This window comes from Streptomyces sp. NBC_01808, assembly GCF_035917395.1.
Classification (GTDB): domain Bacteria; phylum Actinomycetota; class Actinomycetes; order Streptomycetales; family Streptomycetaceae; genus Streptomyces.
The window spans coordinates 1,304,864-1,320,698 of the sequence record NZ_CP109072.1 but is presented as its reverse complement, the minus strand read 5'-3'; the positions used below and the strand labels follow the sequence as shown (position 1 = coordinate 1,320,698).

Sequence of the window (15,835 nt, the reverse complement as noted above, 5' to 3'; positions counted from 1 at the left end):
GCCACCTGTACCAACCGGACTGAAACGGATGAATGGCACGATAAGCGCGTAGCCCGAAACCTGCCTCGTCGTTGCATTGGATGCGGTCCGCTGCTGGGGCCGCACCGTCAACGAGGAGGAAGAATGATCAAGAAGGTTGTCGCCGCGGCGGCCGCCACGGGCGGTCTGGTGCTGGCGGGTGCCGGGGTCGCCGCTGCCGACGCGGGTGCTCAGGGCGCTGCTGTGCAGTCCCCGGGCGTGCTGTCCGGCAACGTCGTCCAGGCTCCGATTCACATCCCCGTGAACCCCTGCGGCAACACCGTGAGCCTCATCGGTCTGCTGAACCCGGCGTTCGGCAACACCTGCATCAGCAAGTGACGTTCAACCTCCCGTAAAGGGTGTGACCGTACGGCCCCGGAGCGCGCTGCAGTGCTCCGGGGCCGGACGGGCTTTTTGGACGAGCGGGACGGGGACGGCCCGCCTGCTCGCGTACTCAGAACTCAGAAGGCAGGAAAGACCCATGCGACATGTCGCAAGGAAGGGCCTGTTCACCATTGCCGCCGCAGGCGGCATGCTGGTCGCCGTAGGCGCCGCCGGCGCGCAGGCGGACGCGGGCGCCGAGGGCGCCGCCACGAACTCCCCCGGTGTCGGCTCCGGTAACACGGTGCAGGCGCCGGTGCACGTTCCGGTGAACGCGTGCGGCAACACGGTGGACGTAGGCGGGCTGCTCAACCCCGCGTACGGCAACACGTGCGTCAACGACGGCGGGGGCACGAAGACCGGCGCCGGCGGCCACGCCACCGCCGGCGGCGCCACCGGCGGCCACGCCACCGGCGGCGGCGCCACCCGCGGCCACGCCACCGGCGGCGGCGCCACCGGCGGCGGCGCCCAGGCTCAGGGCCAGTCGTCGCAGTCCCCGGGTGTGCTCTCCGGCAACACGGTGCAGGCGCCCGTGGACGTACCGGTGAACGCATGCGGCAACTCCGCCAACGTCGTCGGCGTCGGCAACGCCGCCTTCGGCAACGGGTGCGGCAACGTTGCCACCCCCGACACCCCGAAGCCGCCCAAGCCCGAGGAGCCGCCGACGCCGGACGAGCCGGACCGCCCCGACGTGCCGGACACCCCCGAGCAGCCCGACGAACCCAAGGACCGGAGCCACACCCCGCCGAACCACGAGACGCACGCCGGCGCGCCCGTCTCCGGCCCCGAGCAGCTCGCGGAGACCGGCTCCGACATCCCGGTGGGTGCCCTCATCCCGCTCAGCGGCGGCCTGCTGCTCGGCGGCGCGGTGCTCTACCGCCGCGCCCGCGCGTCCGCGGCCTGATCACGCGGGCAACCTGAGCAAGCGGGCAACCCGATCGGGCAGGCGGCCTGATCGGGCCGGCTCCTTGATCAAGTAGCCGACGGCAGGGGCGGGTCCGGACAGCCGGACCCGCCCCTTTGCCGTCCGTATCGTCTCCGCCACCGTCCGGCACCATCCGGCGCCGGACCCCCCTGTACGCACGGAAACCGCAGGTCGGCGGAGCGTCCACGCTAGGGATACGCCCCCGCGGGGCTCACCACGTCGCTCGCACCTGTCTGATGATCCGGCGCCGCAGCCGCGCCCTGCGGCTGCCGTCGGGATACAGCCGGAGCCGGTGCAACTCCCAGTGCCCGTACTCGGCTTGGTCGGTCAGAAGCCTCGCCGCGGCGGCCCGTGAGACTCCCCGCGGCACATAGACATCACGAAACTCGTATTCCGGCATCGCATCCATTGTGCGGAAAGTGCCTCGCTCCGGATAGCGTCTGCACTATGTCTGATGCTGCGCAGCCTACGGCTGCCGAGGTACGCGCCGCCGCGTCGGTGCTGAAAGCCGCGATCGACCGCCACCTCGAAGCGGTCGAGCGCCGGTCGGGCGAGGAGGGCTCTGCCGTCTATGCCGCCTTCGAGGAGCTGGCAGCGGCAGCCGAGGCGTACGACGAGGTGTTGTACGAGGTCCACGACGAGGTGACCCCCTTCGAGATCCCCAGCAGCGACACGCTGCCCGCCTACACCGGGCCCGACGAGCCGGGGGCGCTCAGCGTCCTCATCCGCCGGGACTACACCGTGGCGGAGCCGCACCGGCTGCTGGCTCAGGCACAGCGCATCGCCGACCTCGACCCGGACGTCGCGGGCGGGGACGAGAGCGGCGACCGGGAGGCCGTGGGCAGCAGCCTGACGGCGGCGGTCGGCGTGCTCTTCGGCGAGTTCGAACCGGACGAGATCGCCTCGCGGCACCGGGAGTTCGGCCTCTCCGAGGGCGACTCCGCGGTGTGGGTGGCGGCGGCGGAGGAGCCGGCGGAGCCGGGGGAGTGGCTGTCGGCGCCGTTCGACCAGGTCGACCCCGAGCTGGTCATCTGCCGCTTCGACGTCAGCGCGTCGTTCGAGGACGAGCTGGACTTCGACGCGGACGACGAGGCGGACATCGAGGACGACGACGGCGAGGGACGCGAGGACGACCGGGTGGTCGACGCGCTCGACGACCTGGACGACGGCGACGACGAGCTGGAGCGGGTGGACACGGACCGCTGAGCGCGATGCCGCGGGGCCCGGCGCGGACGCGCCGGGCCCTTCCTCATGCCGCCCGCCCGACGCCGCCCGACGCCGCCCGACGCCGTCTGGCGCCGCCGCGTGCCGGTTCCGGGTCAGGCCCGGGTCTGGGCGTCGAGCAGGCCGCGCAGCCGTGTCGTACGCCGCGGGGCCGGCACCTCCGCGAGCCGCCTGGCCAGCACGGGGCCCGCGCCGTGCACGACGGAGAGGTGCCGCTCGCCGCGGCTGAATGCCGTGTACGCCCACGCGCGGCTCAGCGCCGCCTCCGCGTCCCCGGGCACCACGACCACCGCGGCGGGCCAGCGCCGCCCGGCCGCCTGGTGGGCGGTCAGCGCCCAGCCGTGCCGTACGGCCTCGGCGACCCGGTCGGGACGGACGACGACGGCGGTGCCGCCGCAGTCGAGGTGCAGCCCGGCGTCGTCACCGGAGGTGACCAGTCCCGGCACGGCGGTGCCGGGGGCGGGGACGTAGACGACGCGGTCGCCCGCGTCGAAGCCGCCGAACGCGCCGGGGCCTGGGTTCAGCCGCTCCTTCAGCGCCGCGTTCAGCACCCGGGTGCCCGCGGCGCCGCCGTGCCCCACGGCGATCACCTGGGTGTCCGCGGCCGGCACCCCGAGGGCGCGCGGTACGGAGTCCGCGACGAGCTGCACCGTGCGGTGGACCGCCTCGCCGGGGTCCTGCACCGGGACGATCACGACCTCCTTGCCGGGCGCCGCCACGGCCTGCAGCTCGCCGGCGCCGACGCCGGAGACCAGCTCGCCGATCGGTCCCGGGTCGGGGGTGCGGGACGTCACCCGCGGGCAGACCCGCGCGGCGGCCACGTCGGCGTAGACCCGGCCGGGGCCCGCGGACTCCAGCAGCCCGGGGTCGCCGCTGAGCACCAGCCGGGCGCCGTCGGGCAGCGCCTCGACGAGGGCGGCGGCGGCCTCGGCGTCGAGCTGCGGCGCGTCCAGCACGGCCAGCACGTCGACGGCGAGCAGGCCGTCGGCGTCGCGCCCGGGCCCCTCCCGGTCGGCGAGCAGCCCGCGCACGGTCACGGCTCCGCCGGACGCCGGGTCCTCCGCGCCGGTTGCGGAGCGGCCTTCCGCGGCGGCGGCCTCAGGTCCGGTGGCCGCCGCGGCGAGCAGGCCGGCCAGGCGGGCCCGGCCGTCGTCGGTGTGGGCCGCCGCGTATGCGCGCAGCCCCAGGGCGCGGGCCGCGGCGACCAGCGCCGCCGGCTCCGCGCGGGCGGCTTCGCCGCCGCTGTGCAGCACGAGCCCGCTGCCCGCGGTGGCGCGGATCAGCTCCGCGGCGGAGGGCGACGGCGCGGCGCCGGCCGCGGCCTCCCACGCGCCCGCGCCGACGACGCGGACGGCGGTGTCCTCACCCTGCTCGTCGGCGTCGTCCGCCGCCGGACCCGGCGGCGGCGTGAACGTGTTGACGAGCCGGGACAGGCCGTCCGCCAGGCCCTCCTCCGCCATCGCGTAGCGCTCCAGGCCGAGCAGCAGCCGTACGGGGATCTCCTCCTCGCCGTCCCCCTCGCCCTCCGGTGCGGGGGCCGCGGCGGGCGGCTCCTCGCGCTCCTCGCGCTCCTCGAAGACGAGCACGCCGCCCGCCGACGCCGCCTCGCGCAGCGCCTCCTCGGCGTCCGGTACCCCGTACCCGGACAGGGCCTCCGCCAGCGCCGGGAACTCCAGCGCGGTGTGCCCCCTGAGGGCCGCCTGCGCCAGCAGCCAGCCCACCAGCGCCTCCACCCGGCGCTCGTCGCCGGGCTCCGCGGACTCCAGCAGCCCGCGGGCGAACTCGTCGGCCTGCGACGGCCGTACGCCCGGCACCGCGAGCAACTGCCACGGGTCCGCACGCAGCAACTCCGCGGCGCCTTCGCCGAACTGCCCCGCGACCCGCGCCGCAGGACCCTCGGGGGCGCCCGCGCCGGCCAGCAACTGCCGTACGGCGGCGACCGCCTCGGCGCTCGGCTCCGGCGGCCGCACCGGCTCACCCTGCCCGCCACCGGCCCCGGCACCCGCACCGGCCTCCGGAGCCGTCCTGGCCCCGGCCGGCGGCTCCGCGCGCCGTACGGGCCGGGGCTTGGGCGCCCGCGCCTGCGCGGGGAAGAACGCGGTGGCGTCCCGCTCGCCCCGCTCCACGGCCCGCACGGCGGCCAGCAGCTCCGCCGCCTTCCCGGTCAGCGCCGCCCCGCTCTCGACGGCCGCAGCGGCCCGCCTGGGCCGCTCCTCGCCACCGTCCGCGCCCTCGCCGGACCCACCGGCCGCCGCGCTCGCCTCGGCCTCGGTACCCGCGCCGTTCCCGGCACTCGCGTCGGCCCCGGCACTCGCGCCGGTCTCCGCGCCCGCGCCGGACTCGCCCCTGCCGGTCCCGCCGGGTGCCCCGCCCGCACCGGACTCCGCGCCACCGCCGCCGCCCCCCGCAGCCCCCGGCCCCGTACCGCCCCCCGCCGCCGTCTCCGCGGCCTCCGGTGCGTCGTTCACAGCGTGCTCCAGTCCTGATCGGGATAGCGGTGCACGGGCGCCGACACGTCGTCCAGCGCCTGGCAGATCTCGTCAGGAAGCGTAAGACCCTCCACCGACAACGCCGCCGACAACTGCTCGGCGTTGCGCGCCCCCACCAGCGGTGCCGCCACCCCCGGCCGGTCCCGTACCCACGCGAGCGACACCTCCAGCGGCGTCACCGCGAGACCGTCCGCCGCCGTGGTGACCGCGTCGACCACCCGGCTCGCCTCCTCGTCCAGGTACGGCACGACGAACGGCGCCAGGTGCTCCGAGGCCAGCCGCGACCCCGGCGGCGTGGCGTCGCGGTACTTGCCGGTCAGGACCCCCCGGCCGAGCGGCGACGACGGCAGCAGGCCCACGCCCAGGTCCAGGGCCGCCGGCAGCACCTCCCGCTCCACCCCGCGCTGCAGCAGCGAGTACTCCATCTGGGTCGACGCCAGCCGCGTCCGCCCGCCCGCCGCGCCCGCGCCACCGCCCGCGGCCCCGGCGAGCTGCCAGGTCGCGGCCTTGGCGAGCTGCCAGCCGCTGAAGTTGCTCACGCCCGCGTAGCGGGCCCGGCCGCTCGCTATGGCGGTGTCGAGGGCCTGGAGGGTCTCGTCCATCGGCGTGTACGGGTCGAAGGCGTGCACCTGCCACAGGTCGACGTGGTCGGTGCCCAGCCGCTCCAGCGAGGCGTCGAGCGCGCCCAGCAGGTGCCGCCGGGAGGTGTCGAAGCGGCGCTCGGGGTCGGGCACGCTGCCCGCCTTGGTGGCGACGACGATGTCCCGCCTCGGTACGAGGTCCCCCAGCAGGCGTCCCAGCAGATACTCCGCGCCGCCGTCCGCGTACACGTCGGCGGTGTCGACGAGCGTCCCGCCGGCCTCCCAGAACGTCTTCAGCAGTCCGGCCGCCTCGGGCTCTCCGGTGTCCCGCCCCCAGGTGAGGGTGCCCAGTCCCATGCGGGAGACGCGAAGGCCCGTGCGGCCGAGTTGCCTGTGCTCCATGGGCGTTGAGATTACTGGGGCCGGCGCGCTGCGCGGCGCGGACCGCCGCGCTAGAGTCGCACAGATATATTACCCACCGGTACGAAACCTCGGCGCGAGGCGCCGGAGAGCAGGGAGGCCCGCATGCGGCTCGGGATCAACCTCGGCTACTGGGGCGCCGGCATGGACGCCGACAACCTCGCCGTCGCGCAGGAGGCGGACCGCCTCGGCTACGACGTGTGCTGGGCGGCCGAGGCGTACGGCTCCGACGCGGCCACCGTGCTGAGCTGGGTCGCCGCCAAGACCGAGCGGATCGATGTCGGCTCCGCGATCTTCCAGATCCCGGCCCGTGCCCCCGCCATGACCGCGATGACCGCCGCCACCCTCGACTCGCTCACCGAGGGCCGCTTCCGCCTCGGCATCGGCGTGTCGGGACCGCAGGTCTCTGAGGGCTGGTACGGGGTGGAGTTCGGCAAGCCGCTCGCCCGCACCCGCGAGTACGTGGAAATCGTGCGCAAGGCGCTGTCGCGCGAGCGGCTGTCGTACGCGGGGGAGCACTGGACGCTGCCGCTGCCCGACGGCCCCGGGAAGCCCATCAAGCTGACCGTGCACCCCGTCCGCGAGCACATCCCCGTCTACATCGCCGCCATCGGCCCGAAGAACCTGGAGCAGACCGGCGAGATCGCCGAGGGCGCCCTGCTGGTCTTCTACTCGCCGGAGCACGCCGAGGAGACCACCCTGCGCCACGTGCGCGCCGGGCGGGCGAAGGCCGGCAAGGAACTGGACGGCTTCGACATCGTGCCCACGGTCCCGATGGCCCTGGGGGACGACATCGCCGCGCTCGCCGACGTCTTCCGCCCGTACACCGCCCTGTACGTCGGCGGCATGGGCAGCGCCAAGCAGAACTTCTACAACCGCCTCGCCGGCCGGATGGGGTACGAGCGCGAGGCCGCCGAGATCCAGTCCGCGTACCTCGTCGGCGACAAGGCCGCCGCGGCCGCCGCCGTGCCGCAGGAGCTGATCGACGCCACCACGCTGCTCGGTCCCGTGGAGCGGATCGCGGACCGCATGCGGGCGTACGCCGAGGCGGGGGTGACGTCGCTGTCGCTGGCGCCGTCCGGGTTCACGCGGGAGGAGCGCATCGCGGGCGTACGCGCCGGAGTGGAGGCGCTGGAGCGCGCCGGCCTCGCCTGAGCCCCCGCGGCCCCGGCCCCGCGGCCTGAGCCACCGTTCCTGCCCGGCGGCCGTGGTGGGGCTCCGGATCCTCCCCGCCACGGCCGTCACCCCACCCAACGCGCCGTCCCCGCATGGGTTACGGATCGCCCGCATGGCGGATGGTGCGCACCGCGGGTGTTGCGTCATGCGCATCCCCGTCATTCACTCGGATACGGGTGTATTCCGGCAGTGAAAGGCGACGGTGACATGCTCTCGGCCAAGGACCTGTACAAGGAGATCCTCGACAACGACGACACCTTCCGGCTGTTCTGCTCCATCGCCGCCGCCGGGGAGGCCCAGGGCGGCTGGGAGAACGCCCGCATCTCCGCCCTCGTCCCCGACTCGTACCGGGAGCTGGCCCCCAAGGTGGCCCGGCACGGCGCCGACGAGGACAAGCACGGCCGCATCTTCCACGCCCTGATGAAGAAGCGCGGAGTGGAGCCGGTGGCCGTCCCCGCCGAGACCGACTACACGATGCTGCTGGAGGGCATCGGCATCGGCCTCGCCCACGACCAGCTCCGCCGGGACGGGCAGCTCACCGAGGCCGACATCATCACGTACCTCGCGCACAGCAGGGTCACCGAGCAGCGGGCGTCGGACCAGATGCGGATGCTCCTCAAGTACTTCGGCGACCACCCGGACATCGGCCGCGCGGTGCGGATGATCTCCCACGACGAGGACAACCACCTCGCGTACTGCCACGAGGAACTGCTCGCCATGGCCGCGCACGGCCACGGCCGCCGCGTCCAGGCCGCGCTGCGCGAGGCGGCGCTCGCGGAGATCCGGGTGTACCGGGACGTGAGCCACGCGGTGATGGCGCACATGGGGCGGATCCTGAAGTGGTCGCGCGCCAGGCGCGCGCTGCTGTCCGCGGGTATCGACGCGGTGTACGCGTACGAACGCGCCGGCGGCTGGCGGCGGATGGTCAGGCTGCGGATGCCGGAGTTCCGCGACGCCCTCGGCGGACCGCCGCCGCGCACCGCGACCGAGTTCGCCTGACGCGAACGGCACCCGGCGCGAACGGCGCGAACGGCACCCGGCCGCCGGGCCGCGGCCCTCAGCGCCCGCCGTTGCCCAGCCAGCCGCGCCGGCGGAAGAACACGTAGAGCGACAGCACCACGGACGCCATCACCAGCAGCACCGCCGGATACCCGAGCGTCCAGTGCAGCTCCGGCATGTGGTCGAAGTTCATCCCGTAGATGCTGCCGATGACGGTCGGCGCCGCGGCCATGGCGGCGTACGCGGAGATCTTCCGCATGTCGTCGTTCTGCTGCACCCCCACCCGCGCGAGGTGCGCGGCGAGGATGTCGGACAGCAGCCGGTCGACGGTCTCCAGGTGCTCGTTGACGCGCATGAGATGGTCGCCCACGTCGCGGAAGAACGGCCGCGCCCGCTCGTTGACGAACGGCAGCCCGGCCCCCGCCAGCCGCGCGATCGGGTCGGCCAGCGGGCCGGTGACGCGGCGGAACTCCAGCGCCTGCCGCTTGAAGTCGTAGATCCGCCCCGCCGAGCGGCCCGGGTCGCGGCCGCTGGGCTGGAAGACCTCGGCCTCCAGCTCCTCCAGGTCGGTGTGGAAGTCGTCCGCGACGTCGAGGTAGTTGTCGACGACGGCGTCGCACACCGCGTACACCACCGCCGTCGGCCCGTGCGCCAGCACCTCCGGCTGCCCCTCCAGCCGGGCCCGTACCCGGCCGAGGGGGTTCGCCTCGCCGTGCCGGACGGTGACCACGAAGGAGTCGCCGACGAAGGTGTTGATCTCGCTGACGGTGATGGTGTCGGTGCTGTCGTCGTAGAGCACGGGCTTGAGCACGAGGAACAGCGCCGCGTCGTACACCTCCAGCTTCGGCCGCTGGTGCGCGGTGACCGCGTCCTCCGCCGCGAGCGGGTGCAGACCGAGCTCGCGGGTCAGTTCGTCGAACTCCTCGCGCGACGGCTCGAAGAGCCCGATCCAGCAGAAGGTGTCCTCGTCGGCGCGCGCCTGCGCGAGCACCGCCAGGACGTCCGCGGGCGCGGGCACGCGCCGGCCGTGCCGATAGAGCGCGCAGTCGACGATCACACCGTCATTCTTTCCCGAACCGTGCCGCCTGTCGCGCAGGACGTACGCTGGCTGGCATGCCCACCCTCCTCCTGCTCCGGCACGCCCGGTCCACGGCCAACGTGGACGGCGTGCTCGCCGGCCGCAGCCCGGGCGTCGGACTGGACGAACGCGGCACAGAGCAGGCCGCCGCGCTGCCCGCCCGGCTGGCCGCCCTGACGCCCGCCGCCGTGGTCACCAGCCCGCTCGAACGCTGCCGCGAGACCCTCAAGCCGCTGCTGGCCGCCCGCCCGGAACTGCCGGTGCACGTCGACGAGCGGCTGACCGAGTGCGACTACGGCGAGTGGACCGGCAGCAAGCTCGCCGAGCTGGCGGAGGACCCGCTGATGGCCACCGTGCAGCAGCACCCGTCGGCGGCGGTGTTCCCCGGCGGCGAGACGATGCGCGCGATGCAGGCGCGCGCCGTCGAGGCGGTACGGGACTGGAACGCCACCGTGCTCGCCGAGTACGGCCCGGAGGCGCTGTACGTGATGTGCAGCCACGGCGACGTCATCAAGTCCGTGGTGGCGGACGCCCTCGGGATGCACCTGGACCTCTTCCAGCGCATCGCCGTCGGCCCCGCCTCCGTCACCGCGATCCGGTACACGCCCCTGCGCCCCTTCGTGCTCCGGCTCGGCGACACCGGCCTGCTCGACGGCCTCGCGCCGCCGCCTCCCGCGGCGGATCCGGGGGCGGACGGTGCGCGGGAGGACGCGGCGGACGCGTCGGCCGCGGAGGTGGGCGGCGGTGCTGGAGCCGGTTGATCCCCGATGATCAGCTCGCGCAGTAGGGTGGTCGGATCGGGCCCGCAGCGGATCCCGTTCAGAAGTCGAGCAATCGGAGCAGCACGTGCCGCGTGAGGTGTACTTCTACGACCCGCCGGACCGCTTCGTGGCCGGCACGGTCGGGCTGCCGGGGCGCCGCACCTTCTTCCTGCAGGCGTCCAAGTCCGGCCGTACGACCAGCGTTGCGCTGGAGAAGGCGCAGGTGTCCGCGCTGGCCCAGCGGATCGACGAGCTTCTCGACGAGGTGGTACGGCGCAGCGGCGGCACCAGCGACGTGCCGGCCGTCGCCCCCGCCGAGCTGTCCGACACCGCGCCCCTGGACGCCCCCATCGAGGAGGAGTTCCGGGTCGGCACGATGGCGCTGGCGTGGGACGCGGAGAGCGAGCGGATGGTCGTCGAGGCGCAGGCTCTGGTCGAGTTGGACGCCGACTCCGACGAGGACCTGGCGGCGGCCGAGGAGGCGCTGCTGCAGGACGACGAGAACGGCCCGCCGATGCTGCGCGTACGCCTCACCGGGCAGATGGCGCGCGCCTTCGCCAAGCGGGCCAACGACGTGGTGAACGCCGGCCGGCCGCCCTGCCCGCTGTGCAGCCTGCCGCTCGACCCGGAGGGACACGTATGTCCGCGCCAGAACGGATACCGCCGGGGGGAGTGAGCCCGCTCGCCCTGGCGTCCGACGAGGCCCGCGCGCTGCTCACCGGCGGCGAGCTGACCGTCGCCGGGCGCATCCGCGGCGCGTCGAACGCGGTCCTGTTCTGCACCGTCGCCCACGCCGGGCGGACGGCGGAGTGCGTGTACAAGCCGGTCGCGGGGGAGCGGCCGCTGTGGGACTTCCCTGACGGCACGCTGGCGCAGCGCGAGGTCGCGGCGTACGAGGTCTCGGAGGCCACCGGCTGGGGGCTGGTGCCGCCGACGGTGCTGCGGGACGGGCCGTTCGGCGAGGGCATGTGCCAGCTCTGGATCCCGGCCGCGGACGCGCAGGACGGGACGGACGCGCAGGACGGGACGGACGCGCAGGGCGGACGGGACGGCACGGCGGGGGCGGCGCCCGGCGGCGCCGACCTGCTCGCCCTCGTCGAGGGCGACGAGCCGGGACCCGGCTGGAAGGCCGTGGGCTACGCCGAGACGGGCGAGGGCCGTCCCGCGCTGCTCGTGCACGCCGACGACGTCCGGCTGCGCCGCCTCGCCGTACTCGACGCCGTGATCAACAACGGCGACCGCAAGGGCGGCCACCTGCTGCCCGCCGCCGGCGGCCGGCTCTACGCCATCGACCACGGTGTGACGTTCCACACCGACGACAAGCTGCGCACCCTGCTGTGGGGCTGGGCCGGCGAGCCGCTGCCCGCCGAGGCCGTCGCCGTGCTGCACCGGCTCGCGGCAGGGCTCGCCCCCGAGGGCCCGCTGGCCGCCCGGCTGGCGCCGCTGATCACGGCGGCGGAGGTGGCCGCGCTGCGGGCCCGTACCACCGCGCTGCTGGCCTCGGGACGGCACCCGGAGCCCAGCGGCGAGTGGCCGGCCATCCCCTGGCCGCCGGTCTGAGCCTGCCGGTCCTCGCGCCGGCGCTCGCGCGGGCATATTCCGTACGAACCCTCCCACCCCTGTCCGAAACCGCGGCCTCGCGCCGCCCCGGTCGTTTCACCAGGCAACCGGCGGTTACGCTCGTTTACATGCATGCCTGGCCTGCTCCCGAGGTCCCGGTGCTCCCCGGCACCGGCCGCGACCTCCGCCTCCACGACACCGCGACCGGAGGGCTCGTCGCCCTCGATCCCGGCCCGGAGGCCCGCATCTACGTCTGCGGCATCACCCCCTACGACGCCACCCACATGGGGCACGCGGCCACCTACACCGCGTTCGACCTCGTGCAGCGCGTCTGGCTGGACAACAAGCGGCAGGTCCACTACGTCCAGAACGTCACGGACGTCGACGACCCGCTGCTCGTCCGGGCCGCCGAGACGGGCGAGGACTGGACCCTGCTCGCCGACCGCGAGACGGACCTGTTCCGCGACGACATGACGGCCCTGCGGAACCTGCCGCCGCGCGAGTTCGTCGGCGCGGTGGAGGCGATACCGCGGATCGTGCCCCTCGTGGAGCAACTGCGCGACGCCGGCGCGGCGTACGAGCTCGACGGCGACATTTACTTCTCGGTCGAATCCGACCCCCGCTTCGGCGCCGTCTCCGGGCTCGACGCGGCCACCATGCGGGAGCTGTCCGCAGAGCGCGGCGGCGACCCCGACAGGACCGGCAAGAAGAACCCGCTCGACCCGCTGCTCTGGAGCGCCGCCCGCGAGGGCGAGCCGAGCTGGGACGGCGGTTCCCTGGGCCGCGGGCGGCCCGGCTGGCACATCGAGTGCGTCGCCATCTCGCTGGACCACCTGGGCATGACCTTCGACGTGCAGGGCGGCGGCAGCGACCTGATCTTCCCGCACCACGAGATGGGCGCGTCCCACGCGCAGGTGCTGACCGGCGAGTTCCCCTTCGCCAAGGCGTACGTGCACTCCGGGCTCGTCGCCCTCGACGGCGAGAAGATGTCGAAGTCCAAGGGCAACCTCGTCTTCGTCTCCCGGTTGCGCCGCGACGGCGTCGACCCCGTGGCCGTACGGCTCGCGCTCCTCGCCCACCACTACCGCACGGACTGGGAGTGGACCGCCCACGGTCTTGAGGAGGCGGAGCGGCGGCTGGCGCGCTGGCGGGACGCCGTCTCCCGGCCGGAGGGGCCGCCCGCGGAGGGGCTCGTGGAGGAGATCCGCGCCGCGCTGGCGGAGGATCTGGACTCGCCCGCGGCGCTGGCCGCCGTGGACCACTGGGCGGCGCTGCAGCGCGCCGGGGGTGGTACGGACACGGGGGCGCCGGGCGTGGTCTCGCGGGCGGTGGACGCGCTGCTGGGCGTGGCGCTGTAGCGGGCGGGCGGGGCGGCGTCAGTCCTTGCCGCCGGCCTCGCCTTCGCCGTCGCGCCCGGGGCGCTTGCCGTCGTCGGACCCGGCGTCGGCGTCCGTGTCCGCGTCGCCGTCGTCGGAGGCGTCCTCGCCGGCGCCACGGTCCGAGCCGTCCGAGTCCTCCGGGCCGTCCGAACCCTCCGCGGCCCCGGAGTCTCCGGTGTCCCCGTCGTCCTCGGCGGTCCCGGAGTCCTGCCCGGCACCGTCCTCCTCCGGCTCCGCGGCGCCCTCCGCCTCGTCCGTGCCGCCGCCGTCCTCGCCGTCCCCGTCGCGCTCCTGCGGCGCCCGGGGCTCCTCCCGGTCCGTGAGGGGCTGCGGCCCGGAGAGGTCGCGCAGGTACGGCCCGGCGCCCGGATCGCGGCGGCGCAGATAGCGCTCGAACTCGCGGGCGATCGCCTCTCCCGACGCCTCCGGCAGCTCCGCGGTGTCGCGCGCCTCCTCCAGCGTCTGCACGTACTCCGCGACCTCGCTGTCCTCCGCGGCCAGTTGGTCCACGCCCACCTGCCAGGCCCGCGCGTCCTCGGGCAGTTCGCCCAGCGGGATGCGCACGCCGATCAGATCGTCGAGCCGGTTGAGAAGCGCCAGGGTGGCCTTCGGGTTGGGCGGCTGGGAGACATAGTGCGGGACGGCGGCCCAGAGGCTCGCGGTCGGCACGCCCGCGTGCGTGCACGCCTCCTGGAGGATGCCGACGATCCCGGTCGGGCCCTCGTAGCGGGTCTCCTCCAGATCCATCGACACCGCGAGCTCCGGGTCCGAGGTCACCCCCGTCACCGGCACGGGCCGGGTGTGCGGCGTGTCGCCGAGGAGCGCCCCGAGCAGGACGACCAGCTCGACGCCCAACTCGTGGGCGAAGCCGAGGATTTCGTTGCAGAACGAGCGCCAGCGCATGCTGGGCTCGATGCCGCGGACGAGCACCAGGTCCCGCGGGTTGCCCTTGCCGTCGGCGTCCGCGATCCGCACCGCGGACAACTGCGTGGTGGGCCAGGTGACCTTCCGTACGCCGCCGTGGAGGGTGACGGTGGGCCGGTTGACCTGGAAGTCGTAGTAGTCCTCGGCGTCCAGTGACGCGAAGACCTCGCCCTTCCACTCCCGGTCGAGATGGCCGACCGCGGAGGAGGCGGCGTCACCGGCGTCGTTCCAGCCCTCGAAGGCGCAGATCATCACCGGATCGACCAGCTCGGGCAGCCCCTCCAGCTCGATCACCCAGCGCCTCCTTCCCCTGTGCCGGCCCCTGTGGCCACGTGCTGCGGAACATGCGGCCCCCAGCCTAAGGCTTCCCCGTCGGCGCGCCGTATCCCGTGCGGCGCGAGTACCGATTCATCCGAGGTGTGCACCTTGAGGAGGGTTGGCAGCGCGTCAGTGCGGATAAATCACTCACGGCCTCTGGACGTTGGCAAGCCCACCCCGATATACATCGGATGACTGCTGAAAGATCCGATGTTCCAGACGCGAGGGAAGCCTGTATGCGACCGACTGTCACCGATTTGGACGTCTCCGACATCCGCTTCCCCACCTCACTGGAGCTCGACGGGTCGGATGCCATGCACCCCGACCCGGACTACTCCGCCGCGTACGTCGTCATCCGCACCGACGACCCCGGAGTCGAGGGGCACGGCTTCTGCTTCACCATCGGCCGCGGCAACGACGTCACCGCCGCCGCCATCCGCTCCCTCGCCCCCTACGTCGTCGGCCGCCCCGCGCCGCGTACCGCCGCCGAGCTGGCCGAGCTCTGCAACACCCTCACCCGCGACTCCCAACTGCGCTGGCTAGGCCCCGAGAAGGGCGTGATCCACATGGCCGCAGGCGCCGTGGTCAACGCCGCCTGGGACCTGGCCGCCGGGCTGGCGGGGCTGCCGGTCTGGGAGTTCCTCTCCTGGATGACCCCCGAGGAACTGGTGTCCCTCGTCGACTTCCGCTATCTCTCCGACGCCCTCACCCCCGACGAGGCGCTGGCCCTGCTGCGCGCCGCAGAACCCGGCCGCGCCGAGCGGGCCGCGCTGCTGCGCGCCGAGGGCTACCCCGCGTACACCACCACCCCCGGCTGGCTCGGCTACTCCGACGAGAAGCTCATCCAGCTCTCCAAGGCCGCCGTCGCCGAGGGCTTCGGCCAGATCAAGCTCAAGGTCGGCGGCGACCTCGACGCGGACGTACGGCGCATGCGGCTCGCCCGCGAGGCCGTCGGCCCCGACGTGCGCATCGCCGTGGACGCCAACCAGCGCTGGGACGTCGCCGACGCCGTGCGCTGGATGACCGCCCTGGCCCCGTACGCGCCGCACTGGATCGAGGAGCCCACCAGCCCCGACGACGTGCTCGGCCACGCCGCCGTGCGCGCCGGGCAGCCGGTGAAGGTGGCCACCGGCGAACACGTCGCCAACCGCGTGATGTTCAAGCAACTGCTCCAGGCCGGCGCCGTCGACTTCGTGCAGATCGATGCCGCCAGGGTGGCCGGCGTCAACGAGAACCTGGCCATCCTGCTGCTCGCCGCCAAGCACGGCGTGCCGGTCTGCCCGCACGCCGGCGGCGTCGGCCTCTGCGAACTGGTGCAGCACCTGGCCATGTTCGACTACGTCGCCGTCTCCGGCACCCGCGAGGACCGCGTCATCGAGTACGTCGACCACCTGCACGAGCACTTCGCCGACCCGGCCGTCGTCGTGGACGGCCGCTACCGCGCACCCGAGGCCCCCGGCTTCTCCGCGCGCATGCTCCCCGAGTCGCTGGCCGCGCACCGCTACCCGGACGGCCCGGTCTGGCAGGCAGTGGCCGAGCGGGACCAGGGGAGCTGAGCCCCCATGCCCGACGCACCGCACACCGCACCCCACGCCGCACGGC

At 74.4% G+C, this 15,835-nt stretch carries 15 protein-coding genes; 10 read left to right on the top strand and 5 right to left on the bottom strand.

The features are described from left to right. Positions 1-123 precede the first annotated feature (123 nt). Positions 124-357: a chaplin gene (locus OG946_RS05430; RefSeq protein ID WP_326795009.1), complete on the top strand. Its 234-nt coding sequence runs from the start codon at positions 124-126 to the stop codon at positions 355-357. 142 nt (positions 358-499) lie between these two features. Next, a complete protein-coding gene (locus OG946_RS05425) occupies positions 500-1,303 on the top strand; it encodes a chaplin (RefSeq protein WP_326795008.1) in 804 nt (267 codons plus the stop codon). A 232-nt stretch (positions 1,304-1,535) separates the two neighbouring features. Here OG946_RS05425 and OG946_RS05420 read toward each other — a convergent pair whose 3' ends face one another. Continuing rightward, entirely contained in the window at positions 1,536-1,724 is a 189-nt protein-coding gene (locus OG946_RS05420; RefSeq protein WP_026276372.1) for a DUF5703 family protein, read from the bottom strand. 47 nt (positions 1,725-1,771) lie between these two features. Between OG946_RS05420 and OG946_RS05415 the strand changes: the two genes are divergently transcribed. Then, positions 1,772-2,530, top strand: coding sequence for a hypothetical protein (locus OG946_RS05415; protein ID WP_326795007.1), 759 nt, complete (start codon positions 1,772-1,774; stop codon positions 2,528-2,530). Between the two features lie 113 nt (positions 2,531-2,643). Here the strand turns inward: OG946_RS05415 and OG946_RS05410 are convergent, their stop codons facing one another. Together OG946_RS05410 and OG946_RS05405 are read right to left on the bottom strand one after the other, a co-directional pair. Next, entirely contained in the window at positions 2,644-5,016 is a 2,373-nt protein-coding gene (locus OG946_RS05410) for a helix-hairpin-helix domain-containing protein (RefSeq protein WP_326795006.1), read from the bottom strand. Next, positions 5,013-6,020, bottom strand: coding sequence for an aldo/keto reductase (locus OG946_RS05405; RefSeq protein ID WP_326795005.1), 1,008 nt, complete (start codon positions 6,018-6,020; stop codon positions 5,013-5,015). The genes OG946_RS05410 and OG946_RS05405 overlap by 4 nt, the downstream gene beginning before the upstream one ends. 123 nt (positions 6,021-6,143) lie before the next feature. On the opposite strand from OG946_RS05405, the gene OG946_RS05400 reads away from it, so the two are divergent. Beyond that, on the top strand, positions 6,144-7,193 hold the full coding sequence (locus OG946_RS05400) for an LLM class F420-dependent oxidoreductase (protein WP_326795004.1): 1,050 nt from the start codon (positions 6,144-6,146) through the stop codon (positions 7,191-7,193). 228 nt (positions 7,194-7,421) lie between these two features. Next, entirely contained in the window at positions 7,422-8,213 is a 792-nt protein-coding gene (locus OG946_RS05395; RefSeq protein WP_326795003.1) for a ferritin-like domain-containing protein, read from the top strand. Positions 8,214-8,271: 58 nt separating this feature from the next. Here OG946_RS05395 and corA read toward each other — a convergent pair whose 3' ends face one another. Beyond that, on the bottom strand, positions 8,272-9,270 hold the full coding sequence (corA, locus tag OG946_RS05390; RefSeq protein ID WP_326795002.1) for a magnesium/cobalt transporter CorA: 999 nt from the start codon (positions 9,268-9,270) through the stop codon (positions 8,272-8,274). Positions 9,271-9,326: 56 nt separating this feature from the next. On the opposite strand from corA, the gene OG946_RS05385 reads away from it, so the two are divergent. The 4 genes from OG946_RS05385 (at position 9,327) to mshC (ending at position 12,970) form a co-directional block, all read left to right on the top strand. Next, positions 9,327-10,052, top strand: coding sequence for a histidine phosphatase family protein (locus OG946_RS05385; RefSeq protein WP_326795001.1), 726 nt, complete (start codon positions 9,327-9,329; stop codon positions 10,050-10,052). A gap of 85 nt (positions 10,053-10,137) precedes the next feature. Beyond that, complete coding sequence (locus OG946_RS05380) at positions 10,138-10,728, top strand: DUF3090 domain-containing protein (protein ID WP_326795000.1); 591 nt, start codon at positions 10,138-10,140, stop codon at positions 10,726-10,728. After that, positions 10,692-11,612: an SCO1664 family protein gene (locus OG946_RS05375; protein WP_326794999.1), complete on the top strand. Its 921-nt coding sequence runs from the start codon at positions 10,692-10,694 to the stop codon at positions 11,610-11,612. Before OG946_RS05380 ends, OG946_RS05375 begins: the two co-directional genes overlap by 37 nt. A 128-nt stretch (positions 11,613-11,740) precedes the next feature. Then, positions 11,741-12,970 (top strand): cysteine--1-D-myo-inosityl 2-amino-2-deoxy-alpha-D-glucopyranoside ligase, encoded by a 1,230-nt coding sequence (gene mshC, locus OG946_RS05370; protein ID WP_326794998.1) that lies wholly within the window; start codon positions 11,741-11,743, stop codon positions 12,968-12,970. 18 nt (positions 12,971-12,988) lie between these two features. On the opposite strand, the gene OG946_RS05365 is transcribed toward mshC, so the two are convergent. Beyond that, positions 12,989-14,209, bottom strand: coding sequence for a PAC2 family protein (locus OG946_RS05365; protein ID WP_326794997.1), 1,221 nt, complete (start codon positions 14,207-14,209; stop codon positions 12,989-12,991). 260 nt (positions 14,210-14,469) lie between these two features. On the opposite strand from OG946_RS05365, the gene OG946_RS05360 reads away from it, so the two are divergent. Next, a complete protein-coding gene (locus OG946_RS05360; protein WP_326794996.1) occupies positions 14,470-15,789 on the top strand; it encodes an enolase C-terminal domain-like protein in 1,320 nt (439 codons plus the stop codon). Positions 15,790-15,835: the final 46 nt, after the last annotated feature.